Source organism: Pseudomonas sp. WC2, assembly GCF_050586545.1.
Classification (GTDB): Bacteria; Pseudomonadota; Gammaproteobacteria; order Pseudomonadales; family Pseudomonadaceae; genus Aquipseudomonas.
Genome location: NZ_JBOBDR010000005.1, coordinates 1 through 18,376, shown reverse-complemented (window position 1 = coordinate 18,376; position 18,376 = coordinate 1). Strand labels below are relative to the sequence as shown.

The following is an 18,376-nucleotide window of genomic DNA, read 5'->3' as shown; positions in this document are numbered from 1 at the left end:
CAGCAGTAATCCGGACGGCTTAGAAACGAGTGCATGACCTAGAGAGTGCCGCTCTGCGCCGCTTCTTACAAGCATCCGACCAAGGGACTTTAAACCTTGTGGCCGAAAGCTAGTCTCAACAGTAAGCCGTACAACGGCTTGCCGCCGGCCCCGGCGGACACTCACCCAGACCTGCCATGAGCAGGTGCGAAATGAGGTCATCATGAAAATTCGTGAACTCGCCCAGCATTGGGAAGAAAACGCCAAAGGTCGCCTGACCGACACTGGCTACACGATTCATCTGGACGTTGAGGCGGCTGCGCGACTGGCCGCGATTGCCGAGATGTACCCCAAACGGCATGCCGAAGAATTGCTCGGCGAACTGATTGGCGCAGCGCTTGAAGAGTTCGAAGCGAGCCTGCCGTATGTGAAGGGCTCGACGGTGGTGGCGACGGATGAGGAAGGTGATCCGTTGTATGAGGATGTCGGGCCTACGCCGCGGTTTCTGGCGTTGTCGCGCCGGCATTTGCATGACCTCTCGGCTGTTGAAGGCAAGCAGAAACACTGACACAACACCCATCAAAACTGTGGGAGCGAGCCTGCTCGCGATAGCGGTATATCAGTCGACATCGATGGTGACTGGCACACCGCTTTCGCGAGCAGGCTCGCTCCCACATTGACTGTATTTCTGCCTTGAAATCGACGTATTTTCGGTATTAGAAATTCCCGCGCGTACCGCTTCATCCCGCCAAAGTTCCCGCTCTAGAGCCTTGTCCATTCAGTCAAAATTTTTTTTGGCGATGAGCCATCTTTTCTGAACTTTTGAAAAATCGCTCCGGTCGGAAGCTGTAACCACGCCTGGAACGAGCGTTTCAAATAACGCACTTGGATACGACATTTTCGGCTCCTCGACCAGGATGGATTTAGATGTTTTCAGGAGATGCCTAATGGAGTTGAAGACCATGAAAAACCAAACCTCGTTTACCCACCTGCGCGGTCTGAAATTGGCTGCTCTGGCGATCGGCACCAGCTTCGTACTGGCCGGTTGCGCTGGTAATCCACCGACCGAGCAGTACGCCGTGACTCAGTCCGCCGTGAACAGCGCGGTCAGCGCTGGCGGTACTGAATTTGCCGCGGTTGAGATGAAGCAAGCGCAGGACAAACTGAAACAAGCCGAAATCGCCATGCACGACAAGAAGTATGACGAAGCTCGCACCCTGTCCGAGCAAGCCGAGTGGGATGCTCGCGTAGCAGAACGCAAGGCTCAGGCAGCCAAGGCTGAACAAGCCGTGAAGGATTCCCAGAAAGGTGTTCAGGAACTGCGTCAGGAAAGTCAGCGCACTGTGCAGTAAGCGCGCATCCCGATAGCAACGCTGAAACTTTATCGATTGAAAGGACGAAAAATTATGCGTAAGCAACTGATGATCCCAGCTCTTCTGGCCGCAAGCGTCGCACTGGCTGCCTGCTCCACTCCGCCTAACCCGAACCTGGAACAGGCGCGCACCAACTACGCCGGCCTGCAAGCCAACCCACAGGCAAGCAAAGTCGCAGCACTGGAAACCAAAGACGCCAGCGATTACCTGGACAAGGCCGACAAGGCTTATCTGGACAAGCAAGACGCGGCCAAGGTTGACCAACTGGCCTACCTGACCAACCAGCGCGTGGAAGTGGCCAAGCAGACCATCGCCCTGCGCACCGCAGAAAACAATCTGAAGAACGCCGCCGCGCAACGTGCCCAAGCGCGTCTGGATGCTCGCGATCAGCAGATCAAGCAGCTGCAGGACAGCCTGAACGCCAAGCAGACCGATCGCGGTACGCTGGTGACTTTCGGTGACGTGCTGTTCGCCACCGACCGTGCTGATCTGAAATCCAGCGGTCTGGTCAACATCAACAAACTGGCGCAATTCCTCCAGGAAAACCCGGATCGCAAAGTGATTGTCGAGGGTTACACCGACAGCACCGGTACCGCGAGCCACAACCAGACCTTGTCTGAGCGTCGCGCTAACTCCGTGCGTACCGCTCTGGTGAAAATGGGCGTTGATCCAGCGCGCATCGTCGCTCAGGGTTATGGCAAGGAATACCCGGTTGCCGAGAACAGCAACGCTTCGGGCCGTGCGCAAAACCGTCGTGTGGAAGTGACCATTTCCAACGACAACCAGCCAGTTGTGCCACGTTCGGCTGTCAGCTCGAACTAAGCGCCCTGCTGTAACGCAAAAGCCCCGCCTGAGTGATCAGGCGGGGCTTTTTCATGCACGAACACAAATCCCTGGTGGGAGCGAGCCCGCTCGCGAAAGCGGTGTGTCAGTCAACATCCCTGTTGACTGTGAATCTGTATTCGCGAGCAGGCTCGCTCCCACAGTTTGATCGGGTTACTGCTCGAGTTTTTGCGGGGTTTCTTCGCCCATGCAGCGCACGGCTTTTTTCTGTGCGTTGATCAGTACGCCGGTCAGGCCTTTCTGCTCGGTATCGAACAACACCAGCACGCCATCAACGCACTGTGCCACTTGCGGCGCCGGGTCGAGGGAGACTTTATAGTCCTCGCCCGGCACAGTCTTGAGCATGGTGAATTCGTTGAGCAGCAACGCATCCTCGGGTTTGGCGAAGTGCAGGTAACCGTAGTACCACAGCGCCCCGACGGTGCCGAGGATGCTGCAGATACCGGTGATGATCAGCGGGATGGCGTTGCGTTCTTCACTCATTGCGGACTCTCATCTTCAGAATTCGGAGGTTGCGGATAATTGGGGATTTCGCCGAGGCGGCGCAGGCCGTTGAAATGCTCGGGATCTTCCAGATAGCGCAGCATCACTTGGCGCCACACCGGGTCGCCAAAAGTCTGCACATGACCGCCACGGGTCAGTTGCAGCACGCGCGGTGGCGGCGCAGCTTGATACAGACGGATGCCGTTGGACAGCGGCACCAGCGGATCGTCGAGACTGTGGAAGATCAGCTTCGGCACGCCATTGAGCTGCGGCATCGAGTTGATCGCACTGTCGCCGTCCGGCACCAGCCACGACAGCGGCACCTGGAACGGCCAGGTCAGCCAAGACGTGCTCAGCGCGTATTGGCCGACGCCTCGATAACTGGCGGGCACGCCGTCGAGCACCAAGGCCTTGAGTTGTTTCTGCCGCTCTGGATGTTGCACCAGCCAATGCACGGCCATCGCACCGCCGAGGCTCTGACCAAGCAGCACCAGCGGCTTGCCTTTGACCTCGGGCGCCTTGTCCAGCCAGGCGAACGCGGCGTCGATGTCTTGATAGATCGCCGGCAAACTCGGCTCACCCTCGGACAAGCCGTAGCCGCGATAGTCCACCAGCAGCACTTGATAGCCGTTTTTCGGCAGCCACCAACTGCCGCCCAAATGCATCGGCAGGTTACCGCCGTTGCCGTGCAGGTGCAGGACGGTGCCCTTGACCTCGACGCCGGGTTTGGCCGGCAGCCACCAGGCATTGAGCTTCAAGCCATCGGCCGTGACCAGCGTGACGGTGCGGTATTCGAGCTTGGCTTTTTCCGGGGTGAAGATCTGGCCCGGCTCGGGGTAGAACAACAAAGAGCTGCAACCGCTGAGGGTCAGGAGCAGGCAGAAAATGCCGAGGATTCTCATCCGGTGAAACCTCGCAAAAATTCAGGTTCAGATCGTTCCCACGCTCTGCGTGGGAATGCATGCCGTGACGCTCTGCGTCACAGTGGACGCGGAGCGTCCATGGCGGCATTCCCACGCGGAGCGTGGGAACGATCGGTCTGTAGTGGGTTAGAGGATATTGGAGTAATCCGCTTCGATCCGGTCCAGGCTCAAGTGATTGAGGAAGTTGGAGAAGCACATCCACGCCGACAACGCATTCAAATCGCGGAACTGATCCGGCAAGTACTTCGGCGCCACCACCAGCCCTTCATCCACTAACTGACGCAAGGTGCGCATGTCTTCTAGCGTGGTCTTGCCGCAGAACAACAGCGGAATCTGCTCAAGCTTGCCCTTACGCACGGCCAACTGAATGTAGTTGTAAACCATGATAAAGCCCTTGAGGTAGGACAAGTCTTTGGTGAATGGCAGACCGGTCGGCGTCGATCCACGGAAAACGCGACTGGCGTTGCCGTAGCTTTCGGCCATTTCGAAGCCCTGCTCGCGGAAGAATTCGAAAATCTGCAGGAAGTCGGCGCCCTCCTCGACCATGTGAATCGCGCGGGTGCGGTTGGTCAGTTTGCGCAGGCGGCTCGGGTAGGAGGCGAAGGTGATGATTTCCATCAGGATCGCCAGGCCTTCCTGAGTCACCGTCGACGACGGCGGGCCTTTCGACAGGAAGGTGCAGATCGGCTGGTTCAGGCCGTTAAGCGTGGTGCCGACGTGGACCAGACCTTCGTGGACCTCCAGCGCACGCACATCACGATCGTTGAACATCGCGTCGGTGCGGATCTTGATGTAGTCCGCGCCCGCCGCCGCGTCGGCAACGATGCCGTCGGACTCGAACACGCGGATGGTTTCTTCGGCTTCACCGAAGACTTTGTTCAGACGGGTTTGCAGCAAGTGCACGGCGTCTTTGGCGGTAAGAGTTTTCGGCTCATCCTTCAGATCGCCACGGCCATCGATGTTGTTCAGGTAGTCAGACATCATCAGGCCGAGGTCGGCCAGGGTCGGGTCACCGGCGTGGAACGCATCGGACGCGGCGCCGTACAGTTCTTGCGAGATCAGGCCGAAATCCTCGGTACCGCGCGCTTCGAGCATGCGCACCACCATGCGGTACTCCTTGCACATGCGCCGCATGATCTGCCCGACCGGGTTGAACTGGCCGAGCTGGCGGGTGATGTCACGCTCGATGTTCTGGAATTCCAGTTTGACCTTGCTCGAATCGAAACTCAGTGGTCGATTGAGGTAGTAATCGCGGTCGATCGCCGGCATTTCCTTGCCTTTGGCCTTGAGAAATCCCTTGCGGATGTTCTCGTCCCACTTGACCGCGTCGAGCACGCGGATCGGCGTCTGCGCCAGCACAATGCGGTCGGACAACATGCGTATCGTCTGCTGGTAATCGTCCACCCGAAACTCCTGTAGAACACCTGACGTGTGAATTATTTGGCGCGGGCCTGGCGCTGGTAGCGCACGGCTTCGACGAAGACATCGGAATTGGCCGGATCGTCGAGGTAAGCAAAAACCTTGTCGAGACTGCTGTCGACCTGCACGCCGTCGCCATCGTCGGTCGGGAAGGCCTGACCGTCGAGGGCTTTTTGCTTGATCGCTTGATTGATCTGCTCGAGATCGAGGTTGTAGACCACCAGTTCGCCTTTGTCGGTGAGTTCGAACCCAGCGATGGTGTAGTGGCCGCCGTACTGTGCCGGGACCTTTGCCGACAGATACCAGCGGCTGCCGTGGCGCGCTACGGTGAAGGGATGGGCTTCGCGTTCATGGGGTTTGGCCTTGAAGTACGTGACCGCCTGATAGCGATCATTGCCCAGTCGCGTCAGTTCAAGGTTCATGGCATCGCCCCAGGCATTGGTGCTCGACCATTTGCCGAGCAGGCCCTTGGGCGCCGGGTCACTGGCGGCCAGCGGTTCCTTGAACGTCACCAGACAGCCACTGAGCAGCAGGAACGACAAGGCGATCAGCACACCACGCCAGGCTTTCATTCAGAACTCCCTATGAACATTGGCCGCCCTCATGGTGATCGATCGTTCCCACGCTCTGCGTGGGAATGCATCCACTGACGCTCTGCGTCATGTCGACGAAGGGACGCGGAGCGTCCCCGGCGGCATTCCCACGCAGAGCGTGGGAACGATCTTGTGGTCACACCGACGCGAGCACCAGGTGCATATAGCGCGTCAGAATGCCGAGCATGTCCTCTTCGGCCAAAGGCTCGGCGTCGTTGAGCAGGCCCTGATATTCCATCCGACCGATAATCGCCGTCAACACCTTGGCATCCTGTTGCGGTTCGCGCGAGCCCAAGACCTGGAACAACTGGCAGGTGCCCTGCAACAGAATCTGCTGATGCGAGCGCACCAGAATCGCCAGACGCGGGTTGAGCAGCGCTTCCTGGCGGAACGCCTGCTCGGCCATCAAATGCTCGCGACGGTTAACCAACTGACGATGCACGTAGTCGGCCATCAACCGCGCAATGTCATCGGCCAGTTGCGAGCGCGATTCGGGGCTGCCGTCGCCGCTGACGACCATGTCACGCAGCAGACCTTCATTGTTGACCCACAACTTGGCCATGTACGCCGCGCTGCGTTCGACATATTGGGCGAAGGTGTCGGTGAGCAGGTCATCGATGTCCTTGAAGTAATACGTGGTTGCCGACAGCGGCACACCGGCCTCGGCGGCCACGGCACGGTGGCGCACGGCGCGCACGCCGTCACGCACGACAATCCTCATCGCCGCGTCGAGAATGTCCTGGCGACGCTGCTCACTGCCCTGTCGGCTGGCCTTGCGGCCCTGGTACTGAACGCTTTCAGCGACCGCAGTGGCGATACCCGCTGCACCTTCTTGAGCTATTGCACCCCTCACGACAGAACTTCCTCTGCTATTGCGAAATTAACCAATTGATACATTTGTACCAGACAGGCAATAAAAAGCCGCCTGTTTTAGGCGGCTTTTTAACTGAAACGTTTACGCTTGCGGTCGCATGTGCGGGAACAGGATCACATCGCGGATCGACGGCGAGTTGGTCAGCAACATCACCAGACGGTCGATGCCGATACCTTCACCGGCCGTTGGCGGCATGCCGTACTCCAGCGCGCGAACGAAGTCGGCGTCGTAGTGCATGGCTTCGTCGTCGCCGGCGTCCTTGTCGGCCACCTGCGCCATGAAGCGCTCGGCCTGGTCTTCCGCGTCGTTCAACTCGGAGTAGGCGTTGGCGATTTCACGGCCACCGATGAACAGTTCGAAACGGTCAGTGACGTTCGGGTTGTCATCGTTGCGACGCGCCAGCGGCGACACTTCGAACGGGTACTGAGTGATGAAGTGCGGCTGCTCCAGCTTGTGCTCGACCAGTTCTTCGAAAATCATCACCTGCAGCTTGCCCAGACCTTCGAAGCCCAGCACCTTGGCACCGGCCTTCTTGGCGATGGCGCGAGCCTTGTCGATGTCGTTCAGATCATCGGCAGTCAGTTCAGGGTTGTACTTGAGGATCGAGTCGAACACCGACAGACGTACAAACGGCTCGCCGAAGTGGAACACCTTGTCGCCGTACGGCACGTCGGTGCTGCCCAGAACCAGCTGCGCCAGTTCACGGAACAGTTCTTCGGTCAGGTCCATGTTGTCTTCATAGTCGGCGTAAGCCTGATAGAACTCCAACATGGTGAATTCAGGGTTGTGACGGGTCGAAACGCCTTCGTTACGGAAGTTGCGGTTGATCTCGAAGACTTTCTCGAAACCACCAACCACCAGACGCTTCAGATACAGCTCTGGGGCGATACGCAGGAACATTTCCATGTCCAGCGCGTTGTGGTGGGTTTCGAACGGCTTGGCTGCGGCGCCGCCAGGAATGGTCTGCAGCATCGGCGTTTCGACTTCGAGGAAGTCGCGCTTCATCAGGAAGCTGCGGATGTGCGCGATCACTTGCGAACGCACGCGGAAGGTCTGGCGCACTTCTTCGTTGACGATCAGGTCAACGTAACGCTGACGGTAGCGCTGCTCGGTATCGGTCAGGCCGTGGTGCTTGTCCGGCAGCGGACGCAGGGATTTGGTCAGCAGACGCACGCTGGTCATTTCAACGTACAGGTCGCCCTTGCCGGAACGCGCCAGGGTGCCTTCGGCAGCAATGATGTCGCCCATGTCCCAGGTTTTCACCGCGGCCAGGGTGTCTTCCGACAGGGTCTTGCGGTTGACGTAGACCTGGATGCGACCGGTCATGTCCTGAATCACCATGAACGAGCCACGGTTAAGCATGATGCGACCGGCAACCTTGACCGGGATTGCAGCCTCTGCGAGCTCTTCCTTGGTCTTGTCCGCGTACTGTTTCTGCAGTGCATCGCAGTAGTTGTCGCGGCGGAAGTCGTTCGGGAAGGCGTTGCCCTTGGCGCGCTCGGCAGCCAGCTTTTCCTTGCGCAGTGCGATCAGGGAGTTTTCTTCCTGTTGCAGGGCTTGCGGGTCGAGTTGTTGGTCGCTCATGTCTTTAGATATTCCATCAGGTTCGTTGCCCCCGGACCTTGCGGCCCGGGGATCGCCAGCAGGGCTGGCTCCTACAGGGATCGTGCTGAATCAGCCGATGCTGTATTGCGTCTTTTACAGCCCGGATTTCAGGCTGGCTTCCAGGTATTCGTCGATATCGCCGTCGAGTACCTTGTCGCAGTCGCTGCGTTCGATGTTGGTGCGCAGATCCTTGATCCGCGACGCATCGAGCACGTAAGAGCGAATCTGGTGACCCCAGCCGATGTCGGACTTGGTGTCTTCCAGCGCTTGCGACGCGGCGTTGCGTTTCTGCATTTCCTGCTCGTACAACTTGGCCCGCAGCATTTTCATGGCGGTGTCTTTGTTGGCGTGCTGGGAACGTTCGTTCTGGCAGCTGACCACGGTGTTGGTCGGTACGTGAGTGATACGTACGGCCGAGTCGGTGGTGTTTACGTGCTGACCACCGGCACCTGAGGAACGATAGGTGTCAATCCGCAGGTCTGCCGGGTTGATTTCGATTTCGACCTTGTCGTCGATCTCTGGCGAGACGAAAACCGCAGAGAACGAGGTGTGGCGCCGGTTGCCGGAGTCGAACGGGCTCTTGCGCACCAGACGGTGCACGCCGATCTCGGTCCGCAGCCAGCCAAAGGCGTATTCGCCCTTGATGTGCACGGTCGCGCCTTTGATACCGGCGACTTCACCGGCCGACAGTTCCATGATGGTCGCTTCGAAACCGCGTTTATCTGCCCAGCGCAGGTACATGCGCAGGAGGATGTTGGCCCAGTCCTGGGCTTCGGTGCCGCCGGAACCGGCCTGGATGTCCAGGTACGCGTTGTTCGGGTCCATTTCATGGCTGAACATGCGGCGGAATTCCAGCTTGGCCAGATTTTCCTCGAGACGGGCCAGCTCGGCGACGACATCGCCCACTGCGCCTTCGTCGTTTTCTTCGACGGCCATGTCCAGCAGGTCGCGGCAATCGGCCAGACCGGCGTTCAATTCGTCGAGAGTGTCGACGATCTGCGCCAGCGCAGCGCGCTCGCGGCCCAGCTCTTGGGCGTATTCAGGTTTGTTCCAGACGCTCGGATCTTCAAGCTCGCGATTGACTTCGGTCAGACGCTCATGCTTTTGATCGTAGTCAAAGATACCCCCGAATAGTTTCGGAGCGCTCGGACAGGTCCTTGATGGTGTTCAGGATCGGGTTGATTTCCATGACGGGCAGCACTCGTTGGCGAACTTTTGAAAGCCGGCGAGTATAACGTAATCAGGCTGTCACGGCAGCCCGTCTGGCGGGTGTTGAGGCGATTCGCTTGACACATTTCACCAGTAGGAGCTGCCGAAGGCTGCGATCTTTTGACTTTGATTTTAGAAACAGATCAAAAGATCGCAGCCTGCGGCAGCTCCTACAGGGAATTGCGGCGGTTATTCGATGCCGACCTGGTTACGACCGTTGTTTTTGGCCAGGTACAGGCCACGATCTGCCGCCGAAATCAGCAGGCGGCAATCGTTGCCCGCCTGCGGCACCATGGTCGCCAGGCCAATGCTGATGGTCAGGCTCGCGCCATCCGCCGGGGTGTTGTGCGGAATCTTCAGCGAGGCCACGGTCTGCCGTAGCTTCTCAGCCACCAGCCGCGCGCCGCCCGGCGAGGTATTCGGCAACACCAGCGCAAACTCTTCGCCGCCATAACGGGCCGGCAAGTCCGACGGTCGAGCGCTGGCATCACGAATCGCCGTGGCGACCTTGCGCAGCGCCTCGTCACCCTCGACGTGACCAAAGCTGTCGTTGTAGGACTTGAAATAATCCACGTCGATCATCAGCAGTGACAACTGGCTCTGATCACGCAGCGAACGGCGCCATTCCAGTTCCAGGTACTCATCGAAGTGCCGACGGTTGGACAACCCGGTCAGGCCATCGGAGTTCATCAAGCGTTGCAGCACCAGATTGGTGTCGAGCAATTGCTGCTGACTGACCCGCAATGCGCGATACGCCGCATCCCGCTGCAACAACGTCATGTACGAGCGCGAGTGATAGCGGATGCGCGCCACCAGTTCGATGGTGTCCGGCAGTTTCACCAGATAATCGTTGGCCCCGGCGGAGAACGCCGCGCTCTTGATCAGCGGGTCTTCCTTGGTCGACAGGACGATGATCGGGATGTCCTTGGTCGCCGGGTGATTGCGGTATTCGCGCACCAGACTGAGGCCATCGAGGCCGGGCATCACCAGGTCCTGAAGGATCACCGTCGGCTTGATCCGCACCGCCTGGGCGATGGCCTGATGCGGGTCGGAGCAGAAGTGAAAGTCGATGTTCTCTTCATTCGACAGCCCACGGCGCACGGCTTCGCCGATCATCGCCTGATCATCCACCAACAACACCATGGCGGCGTTTTCGTCGGTTTTAATGTCGTCGATCTGTAAATCATTCATGGACTGTCACCTGAGTGCTGCGGGGGCCAGGATTGCGGATTGACCGGCTCATTTGGGGAACACCTCCTGCAATCGTGACGCTATCTTTTCCAGTGGACGGATTTCCACGGCGGCATCGATGGCGGCTGCGGCCTTGGGCATGCCGTACACCGCACTGCTTTGCTGATCCTGCGCGATGGTCAGGTAACCCTGCTGGCGCATGAGCTTAAGCCCTTGCGCCCCGTCGCGCCCCATCCCGGTCAATAAAACCCCGACGGCGTCACCTCCCCAATGGGCGACAACGCTCTCGAAAAACACATCGATCGAGGGACGGTAGATCTCGTTGACCGGCTCGGCGGTATACGCCAGCGTGCCGTTTTTCAACAAGCGGATATGGTGGTTGGTGCCGGCCAGCAGCACCGCGCCGGCCTGCGGCGGTTCGCCTTCGCGGGCCAGACGCACATCGAGGCCACTGGCGCTGGCCAGCCATTCGGCCATGCCGGCGGCGAACACCTGATCAACGTGTTGCACCAGCACGATGGCCGCAGAAAAATCCTTGGGCAAGCCTTTGAGCAGCACTTCCAGCGCTGCCGGCCCGCCTGCGGACGAACCGATCGCCACCAACCGCTGGCGCGAACCCGAACTGCGCGGAGGCGTCGGTGCCGGGCGCGAGCGCGGCGCTTTGTCGCCGATCAGCCAGCCGATGTTGAGGATTTTGCGCAACAAAGGCGCGGCGGCTTCGCGCGCGTCGCCGGCACCGAGGGCCGGGGTGTCGACCACGTCCAGTGCGCCGTGACCCATGGCTTCAAACACGCGGTGCACATTCTGCTGGCGGTCGACCGTGACGATGACGATGGCGCACGGGGTTTCGGCCATGATCCGGCGGGTGGCTTCGACGCCGTCCATGATCGGCATGATCAGGTCCATCAGGATCAGATCCGGGGTATTTTCAGCGCACAGTTGCACCGCCTCGGCGCCATTGCGGGCGACCCAGACCACTTGATGCGCCGGTTCGAAAGCCAAGGCGCGCCGCAGGGCTTCTACCGCCATTGGCATGTCGTTGACGATTGCGATCTTCATGCCCGCGCTCCTCCGATGAGCTCGACCACTGCGTCGAGCAGGGCGTCGTCATGAAAACTGGCTTTGGCTAAATAATAGTCGGCACCGGCGTCCAGTCCACGACGGCGATCCTCTTCGCGATCCTTGTACGACACGACCATCACCGGCAGCGATTGCAGACGGTTGTCGCGGCGCAACAGGGTGACCAGTTCGATGCCGTCCATGCGCGGCATGTCGATGTCGGTGATCAGCAAATCGAAGTCCTCCGAACGCAGGGCGTTCCAACCGTCCATGCCGTCCACCGCGACGGCGACGTCGTAGCCTCGATTGAGCAAGAGTTTGCGTTGCAGTTCGCGCACGGTCAGCGAGTCGTCGACCACCAGCACCCGCTTGCGCGCGGCTTCGGCGGCCTGATTACCGTGGCGGGCAATGCGTTCGAGGCGTCCGGTATTGAGCAGTTTGTCCACCGAACGCAGCATGTCTTCGACGTCGACGATCAACACCACCGAGCCGTCGTCGAGCAAGGCGCCGGCAGAGATGTCCTGCACTTTGCCCAGACGCTCGTCGAGGGGCAAGACCACCAGCGTGCGCTCGCCAATGAAGCGTTCGACCGCCACGCCGTAAATCGCATCACGCTCGCGAATCACCACGACCTTGAGGGTTTCGCCGCTGTTTTGGCTGGCCGGGCGGTTGAGCAACTGACTGGCCGCGACCAGGCCAACGTGTCGTTCTTCGTGCCAAAAGTGTTGGCGACCTTCGACCTGCACAATGTCCTCAGGCTCCAGATCACACATGCGTTCAATGTGTGCCAAGGGAAACGCGTAAGCCTCCTCGCCGACTTCCACCACCAGACTGCGCACCACCGACAAGGTCAGCGGCACTTCCAGATGGAAGCGGCTGCCCTCGCCCGCCGTCTGTTCCAGCACCACGGCACCGCGCAACTGGCGAACCATGTGTTGAACGGCATCAAGGCCGACGCCTCGGCCAGAGACTTCGGTGACGGTGTCGCGCAGACTGAAACCGGGCAGGAACAGGAAGGTCAGCAGTTCTTCCTCGCTCAACTGCGCCGCCGTTTCCGCTGGGGACAACTGCCGTTCGACGATGCTGCGGCGGACCTTTTCCAGATCGACGCCGTTGCCGTCATCGCTCAACTCCAGCACCAGCAGACCCGCCTGATGCGAAGCGCGCAGGCGGATCAGGCCCTCTTCGGATTTGCCTTTGAGCAGGCGCTGCTGCGGGGTCTCGATGCCGTGATCGACGGCGTTGCGCAGCAAATGCGTCAGCGGTGCTTCGAGCTTCTCCAGCACGTCGCGGTCGACCTGAGTTTTTTCGCCTTCGATTTCCAGCCGCACCTGTTTGCCAAGGCTGCGCCCCAGATCGCGAACCATGCGCACCTGACCGGTCAACACATCCGCGAACGGGCGCATGCGGCAGGCCAGCGCGGTGTCGTAGAGCACTTGTGCGCGCTGGCTGGCCTGCCAGGCGAACTCGTCCAGCTCTGCGTTTTTCTCGCTGAGCAGTTGCTGGGATTCGGCGAGCAATCGGCGCGCATCCTCCAAGGCTTCCAGCGCTTCAAGGCTCAGCGCATGTTCCTTGAGGTGCACGTTGAGGTTTTCCAGCGCGCGCAGGCCATTGTTCTGCATGCGCTTGAGGCGTTGCATGGTCGCCAGATGCGGCTTGAGGCGCTGGGTTTCCACGAGGGATTTGCTCGACAGATCGAGCAGGCTGTTCAGGCGTTCGGCGGTCACGCGCAGGACGCGTTCGCCACCTTCGGGGGTGCGTTTGTTGTTGCGTGGGGCCAGCTCTGGCGTTTCCACCGGGAGTTCCATGGAAGGCGCTGGCATCGCCTCGACTCGCGGGGCTTCGAGCTGCAATTCGGCCATGACCGGTGGCGCGACGGTTGCTGGCGCGGACGACGGATCGAGCACGCGCGCCATCAACGCCACGTACGCCTCAATTTCATTGGGCTGCGGCGCATGAGTCGGCGTGGCGATGCGCATCAACAAATCGGTGCCTTGCAACAACGCATCGATGTGCTCGGGCCGCAGCAGCAAGCGGCCATCCTGCGCGCTGACCAGACAATCTTCCATCACATGGGCAACGCTAACGCCGCTGTCGATGCCGACGATCCGCGCCGCACCTTTAAGCGAGTGCGCCGCACGCATGCACGATTCGAGTTGATCGGCCTGGGTCGGGTTGCGTTCCAGCGCCAGCAGCCCGGCGTTGAGCACTTGGGTCTGGGCTTCGGCTTCAAGGCTGAACAGCTCCAGCAGCGAGGCGTCGCGCATTTGCTCGGGGGTCATGTCAGGCTCCGGGTCACGGCGGACAGCAGCTGCTCTTCATCCAGCCAACGCAGACTGCGATCGCGAAACTGCAAGACGCCTCGGGTGAATTTGGCGCTGGTCTGCACGCCGGATTGCGAGGCGGCGTCGAGAATCCGTTCATCGATGGCGTGGATGCCGTAAACCTCATCCACTGGCACTACCACCGGCCCGCCATGGGCGGCGATGATCAACATGCGCGGCATGATTCGTCCGCTGACTGCCGGGGCGGCGTTCGCATCCAGATCGAGCAATTCGACCAGCGACAGGCACGCCACCAGCGCACCACGCACATTGGCCACGCCGAGCAAGGCGCGCGAGCGCTGATGCGGCAGCGAGTGAATCGCCTGCATCGGCGCCACTTCCACCAGACTGCGCGTGGCCAGCCCCAGCCATTCTTCGCCGAGGCGAAACATCAGCAGCGACCGTGTTTTGACATCGGTTTCGACGGCGGTCGCCACCGGGTCGCGCTCGTCCTGTTGCAGCGAATAACGGTCGAGCAGGCGCGTGGCGGCGGCGGAATACACCGAGCAGTTGCGGCAATGGATGTGCTCGTCGAGCAGCGGGCACGACTTGTCACCGTGGATACCGATGCGGTTCCAGCAATCGTCGATGGCCCGGGCGTCTTCGTGGGTGACGTTCAAGGTGTCGGACGCGATCATCGTTTACGCTCACTGTCGGCGGTGCGGCCGCTGCGGGCGGCGCGCTCCTGCAATCGTCTGGCACCGGCACTGTCGCCCTGAGCCTGCAGCAACGCGGCCAGGTGCATCAACGCTTCGGAGTGTTGCGGTTCGAGGTACAACGCCTTGCGATAGAAGCCTTGGGCTTCGAGGGTCAGGCCAGCGACATCGCTGAGCAGGCCGAGCCAGTAAAACACCTGGGCCACCGGTTCGTGGCTGCGCAAATACTGTTCACACGCGGCGCGGGCCTCGGCGCTTTTGCCTTCGTTGGCCAGTGCGGCGATGTTGGCCAACAAAGTGGCCGCGTCCGGATTGGCCGCTTTGCTGGACGTCGGCATCGGCGTGACCGCGGCAAACGGGCGCTGACGCACCGGCGCTGGCGGCATGCTCCGTGGCGGCGGGCTGACAGGCATCGCGACTGGTTGCGCTGTCGGCAGCGGTTCGGGGTGCGGATCACTGTGGCGGCTGAACGCAAACGACTGCGGGATGCCGATCGAACGCATGCCCAAACGCCCGAGCAGACTGCCCTCGGCGGGGCCGATAAACAGCACACCGTCGAAATGGGTCAGGCGCTTGAGCACCTCGAACACCTGCTTCTGGGTCGGCTGATCGAAATAGATCAGCAGGTTGCGGCAGAACACGAAGTCGAACGCTGGCTCGCTGACCAGCAGCGTCGGATCGAGCACATTGCCCACCTGTAAACGCACCTGCTCACGCACATCGTCATTGAGCCGATGACCGTCCTGCTCGGACTTGAAGTGCCGTTCGCGAAAGTCCAGATCCTGACCGCGAAAGGCGTTCCTGCCGTACAACGCCCGGCGCGCTTTTTCCACCGACAGCGGGCTGACGTCCATGCCTTCGACTTTGAATTGATGAGGCTTGAGTCCGGCGTCGAGCAAGGCCATGGCAATCGAATAGGGTTCTTCGCCAGTGGAACACGGCAGGCTGAGGATGCGCAGTGCGCGCATATTGTTCAGCTCTTTGAGGCGGTTTTGCGCGAGTTTGCCCAGCGTGGCGAAAGATTCCGGGTAGCGGAAAAACCACGTCTCGGGGACGATCACCGCCTCGATCAACGCTTGTTGTTCGTCCCGCGAACCTTGCAGCAACTGCCAGTATTCTTCGCCATGCGCCGCTTGCGAAAGCGTGGTGCGTTGGCGTACCGCGCGCTCGATAATCGCCGGGCCCACCGACGTGACATCGAGGCCGATACGTTCCTTGAGGAAATCGAAAAAGCGCTGATCGCTGCTCATGCCTGCGCCTCAAGCTGCGCCGGACTCAGCGGCGGATCGGGGAACAGCACCTCACGCACGGCGTCATCGAGCAAGTCGTTGACCCGGACCCATTGCACCAGGCCTTGGGCATCTTCGCGCACCGGGCCGAGGTACGGCGCCTCACGATTGTCGAGGCCGTAAGGCTTAAACTCCTGCGGATGACAGCGCAACGTGTCGGTAGCCTGTTCGAGAATCAGCCCCAGCCGTTGCGCCGGCTGCGTCTCATCGGGCTGGTAATTGACCAGCACCAACCGCGTGCTGGTGCGCGCCTCGGCAGGATGGCCGAAGGTCAGTGCGCTGAGATCGATCACCGGCACCACCGCGCCGCGATAGGCAAACACTCCGGCAACCCAGTGCGGCGCCCGCGCGATCGGTTTCAATGGCAGGCGCGGCAGCACTTCCGCCACTTCCGTGGCGCGCAAGGCGTAGCGCTCGCTGCCAATGCGAAACAGCAGGAACAACGCCGGCTTCGCCACGAGTACGGCGCTGCGTTTGGCGATGATTTCGCTCATCAGACTTTGAATCGCGAGACGCCACTGCGCAGCCCAACGGCCACCTGGCTCAGTTCGTCGATGGCGAAACTGGCCTGACGCAACGACTCTACGGTCTGGCTGCTGGCGTCACCCAACTGCACCAGCGCATGGTTGATCTGCTCAGCGCCGGTGGCCTGCGCCTGCATGCCTTCGTTGACCATCAACACCCGCGGCGCCAGCGCCTGCACTTGATGGATGATCTGCGACAGCTGCTCGCCGACCTGCTGCACTTCGGACATGCCACGACGCACTTCCTCGGAGAACTTGTCCATACCCATCACGCCAGCGGACACCGCCGACTGGATCTCGCGAACCATTTGTTCGATGTCATACGTGGCGACTGCGGTCTGATCCGCCAAGCGCCGCACTTCAGTCGCGACGACGGCAAAACCGCGACCGTATTCACCGGCCTTCTCGGCTTCAATCGCGGCGTTGAGCGACAGCAGGTTGGTTTGATCGGCGACCTTGACGATGGTCACCACCACCTGGTTGATGTTGCCGGCCTTCTCGTTAAGGATCGCCAGTTTGGCGTTGACCAGATCCGCCGCGCCCATCACCGAGTGCATGGTGTCTTCCATACGCGCCAGGCCCTGCTGGCCGGAGCCGGCGAGTACCGAAGCCTGATCGGCAGCGGTGGACACTTCGGTCATGGTGCGCACCAGATCCCGTGACGTGGCGGCGATCTCGCGAGAGGTCGCGCCAATTTCGGTGGTGGTCGCCGCGGTTTCGGTGGCGGTGGCTTGTTGTTGCTTGGAGGTCGCGGCGATCTCGGTCACCGAAGTGGTCACCTGCACCGAGGAGCGCTGGGCCTGGGACACTAGCGCGGTCAGCTCGGTCATCATGTCGTTGAAGCCGGTTTCGACGGCGCCGAATTCATCTTTGCGGTCGAGATTCAGGCGGGTGCTGAGGTCACCGGTGCGCATGATGTCGAGAATCCGCACGATCAGATTCATCGGCGCCATGATCGCGCGCATCAGCAGGAAACCACACGCTGCCGCAGCCAGCACCGCCACCAGCAGGGAAATGCCCATGCTGACTTTCGCGGCGGCCACCGCATCATCGATGTTGTTCATGGCTTCATCGGCGACGGCTTTGTTTTCACGGATGATGTCGTTGAGTTTCATGCGCCCGGCAGTCCAGGCGGGGGTCAGTTGCTCAGTGAACAGCCTGGTCGCTTCATCATCGAGATTGCGCTGGTGCAGATCGAGAACTTGCGTCTGGATCTTGTTGTAATTGAGCACGTCCTGCTTGAACAAGGCGAACTCGGACTTGTCCTCATCGGTAGTGACGGTGCCTTGATAGTTGCCCATCTGCTCTTCGAGACGCGCTTCGAAAGCCTTGAAGTCCGCCGCGTCCTCGGCACTGATGCCCTCGCCTTTTTTCAGGCCCAGCAACTCTTGGGTTTGCAGGTAACTGTCGACCCAGGCACTGCGGATCATCGAGCTGTAATACACACCCGGCACCGCGTCCTGACGCACGCTCTGCTCGCCGGCCTCGATCTTCAACAGCCGTGAATACGAGACGACGACCATCAACAGCATGATGGCGATAATCACCGCAAAGCTCGCCAAAATGCGTTGGCGCAACGTCCAGTTCTTCACAGTGAGTCCTCGTACCTGATCGAAATGCGGGGAGTATAGCCGAGGGTGGTGTTTCATTTATAAGACGCTTTTTAACCCTCGGGCCTGCCTGACGTCTTTGCCGGGAACGCTTTGGGCTGGGACTGTCCGCTAATTGAGGGCTGTCGCACCAGTGGGGGAATGGCAAAAAGGAGCAATGGATTGGTCATTTCCGAGCGTTCCATTTCAGCAAATTGCTGGCAATGCGCCTGTATGCGCAACTTTTTGCGCACTTGATCGCCGATTTTCGCCGGTTGAATCGCTACAGCGCCCATGCCCCGGCGCCTGTGGACAAGTGCGCAACTTCTTGCACACCACTGCGCAAGAAGTTGCGCACTTTTAGCTTGAAATCAGCATGAAACATCTTGAAACATGAGCTTTTCGGCACTTTAGCACCGTGTTTACGGGAATATCAGCAAACC

17 protein-coding genes are annotated in these 18,376 nt (G+C 60.3%); 3 read left to right on the top strand and 14 right to left on the bottom strand.

All coding sequences use genetic code 11. The features are described from left to right. The first annotated feature begins 202 nt into the window (after window positions 1-202). The 3 genes from ACQ4OE_RS07300 (at window position 203) to ACQ4OE_RS07290 (ending at window position 2,174) form a co-directional block, all read left to right on the top strand. Complete coding sequence (locus tag ACQ4OE_RS07300) at window positions 203-547, top strand: hypothetical protein (RefSeq protein ID WP_016983304.1); 345 nt, start codon at window positions 203-205, stop codon at window positions 545-547. A 379-nt stretch (window positions 548-926) separates the two neighbouring features. Then, window positions 927-1,331 (top strand): DUF4398 domain-containing protein, encoded by a 405-nt coding sequence (locus ACQ4OE_RS07295; RefSeq protein WP_034154861.1) that lies wholly within the window; start codon window positions 927-929, stop codon window positions 1,329-1,331. A 54-nt stretch (window positions 1,332-1,385) separates the two neighbouring features. Further along, a complete protein-coding gene (locus ACQ4OE_RS07290) occupies window positions 1,386-2,174 on the top strand; it encodes an OmpA family protein (RefSeq protein WP_122591287.1) in 789 nt (262 codons plus the stop codon). 174 nt (window positions 2,175-2,348) lie between these two features. Here ACQ4OE_RS07290 and ACQ4OE_RS07285 read toward each other — a convergent pair whose 3' ends face one another. The 14 genes from ACQ4OE_RS07285 to ACQ4OE_RS07220 form a co-directional block, all read right to left on the bottom strand. Continuing rightward, entirely contained in the window at window positions 2,349-2,678 is a 330-nt protein-coding gene (locus tag ACQ4OE_RS07285) for a hypothetical protein (RefSeq protein ID WP_430946227.1), read from the bottom strand. Next, window positions 2,675-3,580, bottom strand: a complete 906-nt coding sequence (locus ACQ4OE_RS07280; RefSeq protein ID WP_122591283.1) for an alpha/beta hydrolase — start codon at window positions 3,578-3,580, stop codon at window positions 2,675-2,677. The genes ACQ4OE_RS07285 and ACQ4OE_RS07280 overlap by 4 nt, the downstream gene beginning before the upstream one ends. 147 nt (window positions 3,581-3,727) lie before the next feature. Continuing rightward, entirely contained in the window at window positions 3,728-4,978 is a 1,251-nt protein-coding gene (locus tag ACQ4OE_RS07275; RefSeq protein ID WP_177323295.1) for a flavohemoglobin expression-modulating QEGLA motif protein, read from the bottom strand. 59 nt (window positions 4,979-5,037) lie between these two features. After that, window positions 5,038-5,592: a hypothetical protein gene (locus tag ACQ4OE_RS07270; protein ID WP_430946226.1), complete on the bottom strand. Its 555-nt coding sequence runs from the start codon at window positions 5,590-5,592 to the stop codon at window positions 5,038-5,040. 157 nt (window positions 5,593-5,749) lie between these two features. Continuing rightward, on the bottom strand, window positions 5,750-6,454 hold the full coding sequence (locus ACQ4OE_RS07265; RefSeq protein ID WP_430946384.1) for a TetR/AcrR family transcriptional regulator: 705 nt from the start codon (window positions 6,452-6,454) through the stop codon (window positions 5,750-5,752). A 114-nt stretch (window positions 6,455-6,568) separates the two neighbouring features. Further along, window positions 6,569-8,071 carry a lysine--tRNA ligase gene (gene lysS, locus ACQ4OE_RS07260; RefSeq protein WP_122591277.1) on the bottom strand — a complete coding sequence of 501 codons (1,503 nt, stop codon included), beginning with the start codon at window positions 8,069-8,071 and terminating at the stop codon, window positions 6,569-6,571. 114 nt (window positions 8,072-8,185) lie between these two features. After that, window positions 8,186-9,281, bottom strand: a protein-coding gene (gene prfB / locus ACQ4OE_RS07255) for a peptide chain release factor 2 (protein WP_122591275.1) whose coding sequence is annotated in 2 segments (ribosomal slippage) — window positions 8,186-9,208 and window positions 9,210-9,281 — 1,095 coding nt in all. Because the reading frame shifts where the segments join, the coding sequence is not laid out codon by codon here. A 209-nt stretch (window positions 9,282-9,490) separates the two neighbouring features. Beyond that, entirely contained in the window at window positions 9,491-10,492 is a 1,002-nt protein-coding gene (locus tag ACQ4OE_RS07250; protein WP_064393226.1) for a response regulator, read from the bottom strand. 48 nt (window positions 10,493-10,540) lie between these two features. Beyond that, entirely contained in the window at window positions 10,541-11,551 is a 1,011-nt protein-coding gene (locus ACQ4OE_RS07245; protein WP_430946225.1) for a chemotaxis response regulator protein-glutamate methylesterase, read from the bottom strand. After that, complete coding sequence (locus tag ACQ4OE_RS07240; RefSeq protein ID WP_430946224.1) at window positions 11,548-13,833, bottom strand: hybrid sensor histidine kinase/response regulator; 2,286 nt, start codon at window positions 13,831-13,833, stop codon at window positions 11,548-11,550. Before ACQ4OE_RS07240 ends, ACQ4OE_RS07245 begins: the two co-directional genes overlap by 4 nt. Next, entirely contained in the window at window positions 13,830-14,513 is a 684-nt protein-coding gene (locus ACQ4OE_RS07235) for a chemotaxis protein CheW (RefSeq protein ID WP_430946223.1), read from the bottom strand. The genes ACQ4OE_RS07240 and ACQ4OE_RS07235 overlap by 4 nt, the downstream gene beginning before the upstream one ends. Further along, window positions 14,510-15,781, bottom strand: coding sequence for a CheR family methyltransferase (locus tag ACQ4OE_RS07230; protein WP_430946222.1), 1,272 nt, complete (start codon window positions 15,779-15,781; stop codon window positions 14,510-14,512). The genes ACQ4OE_RS07235 and ACQ4OE_RS07230 overlap by 4 nt, the downstream gene beginning before the upstream one ends. Next, window positions 15,778-16,314, bottom strand: a complete 537-nt coding sequence (locus ACQ4OE_RS07225) for a chemotaxis protein CheW (RefSeq protein WP_430946221.1) — start codon at window positions 16,312-16,314, stop codon at window positions 15,778-15,780. The genes ACQ4OE_RS07230 and ACQ4OE_RS07225 overlap by 4 nt, the downstream gene beginning before the upstream one ends. After that, window positions 16,314-17,936 (bottom strand): HAMP domain-containing methyl-accepting chemotaxis protein, encoded by a 1,623-nt coding sequence (locus ACQ4OE_RS07220; RefSeq protein WP_122591261.1) that lies wholly within the window; start codon window positions 17,934-17,936, stop codon window positions 16,314-16,316. Before ACQ4OE_RS07220 ends, ACQ4OE_RS07225 begins: the two co-directional genes overlap by 1 nt. Between the last annotated feature and the right edge of the window lie 440 nt (window positions 17,937-18,376).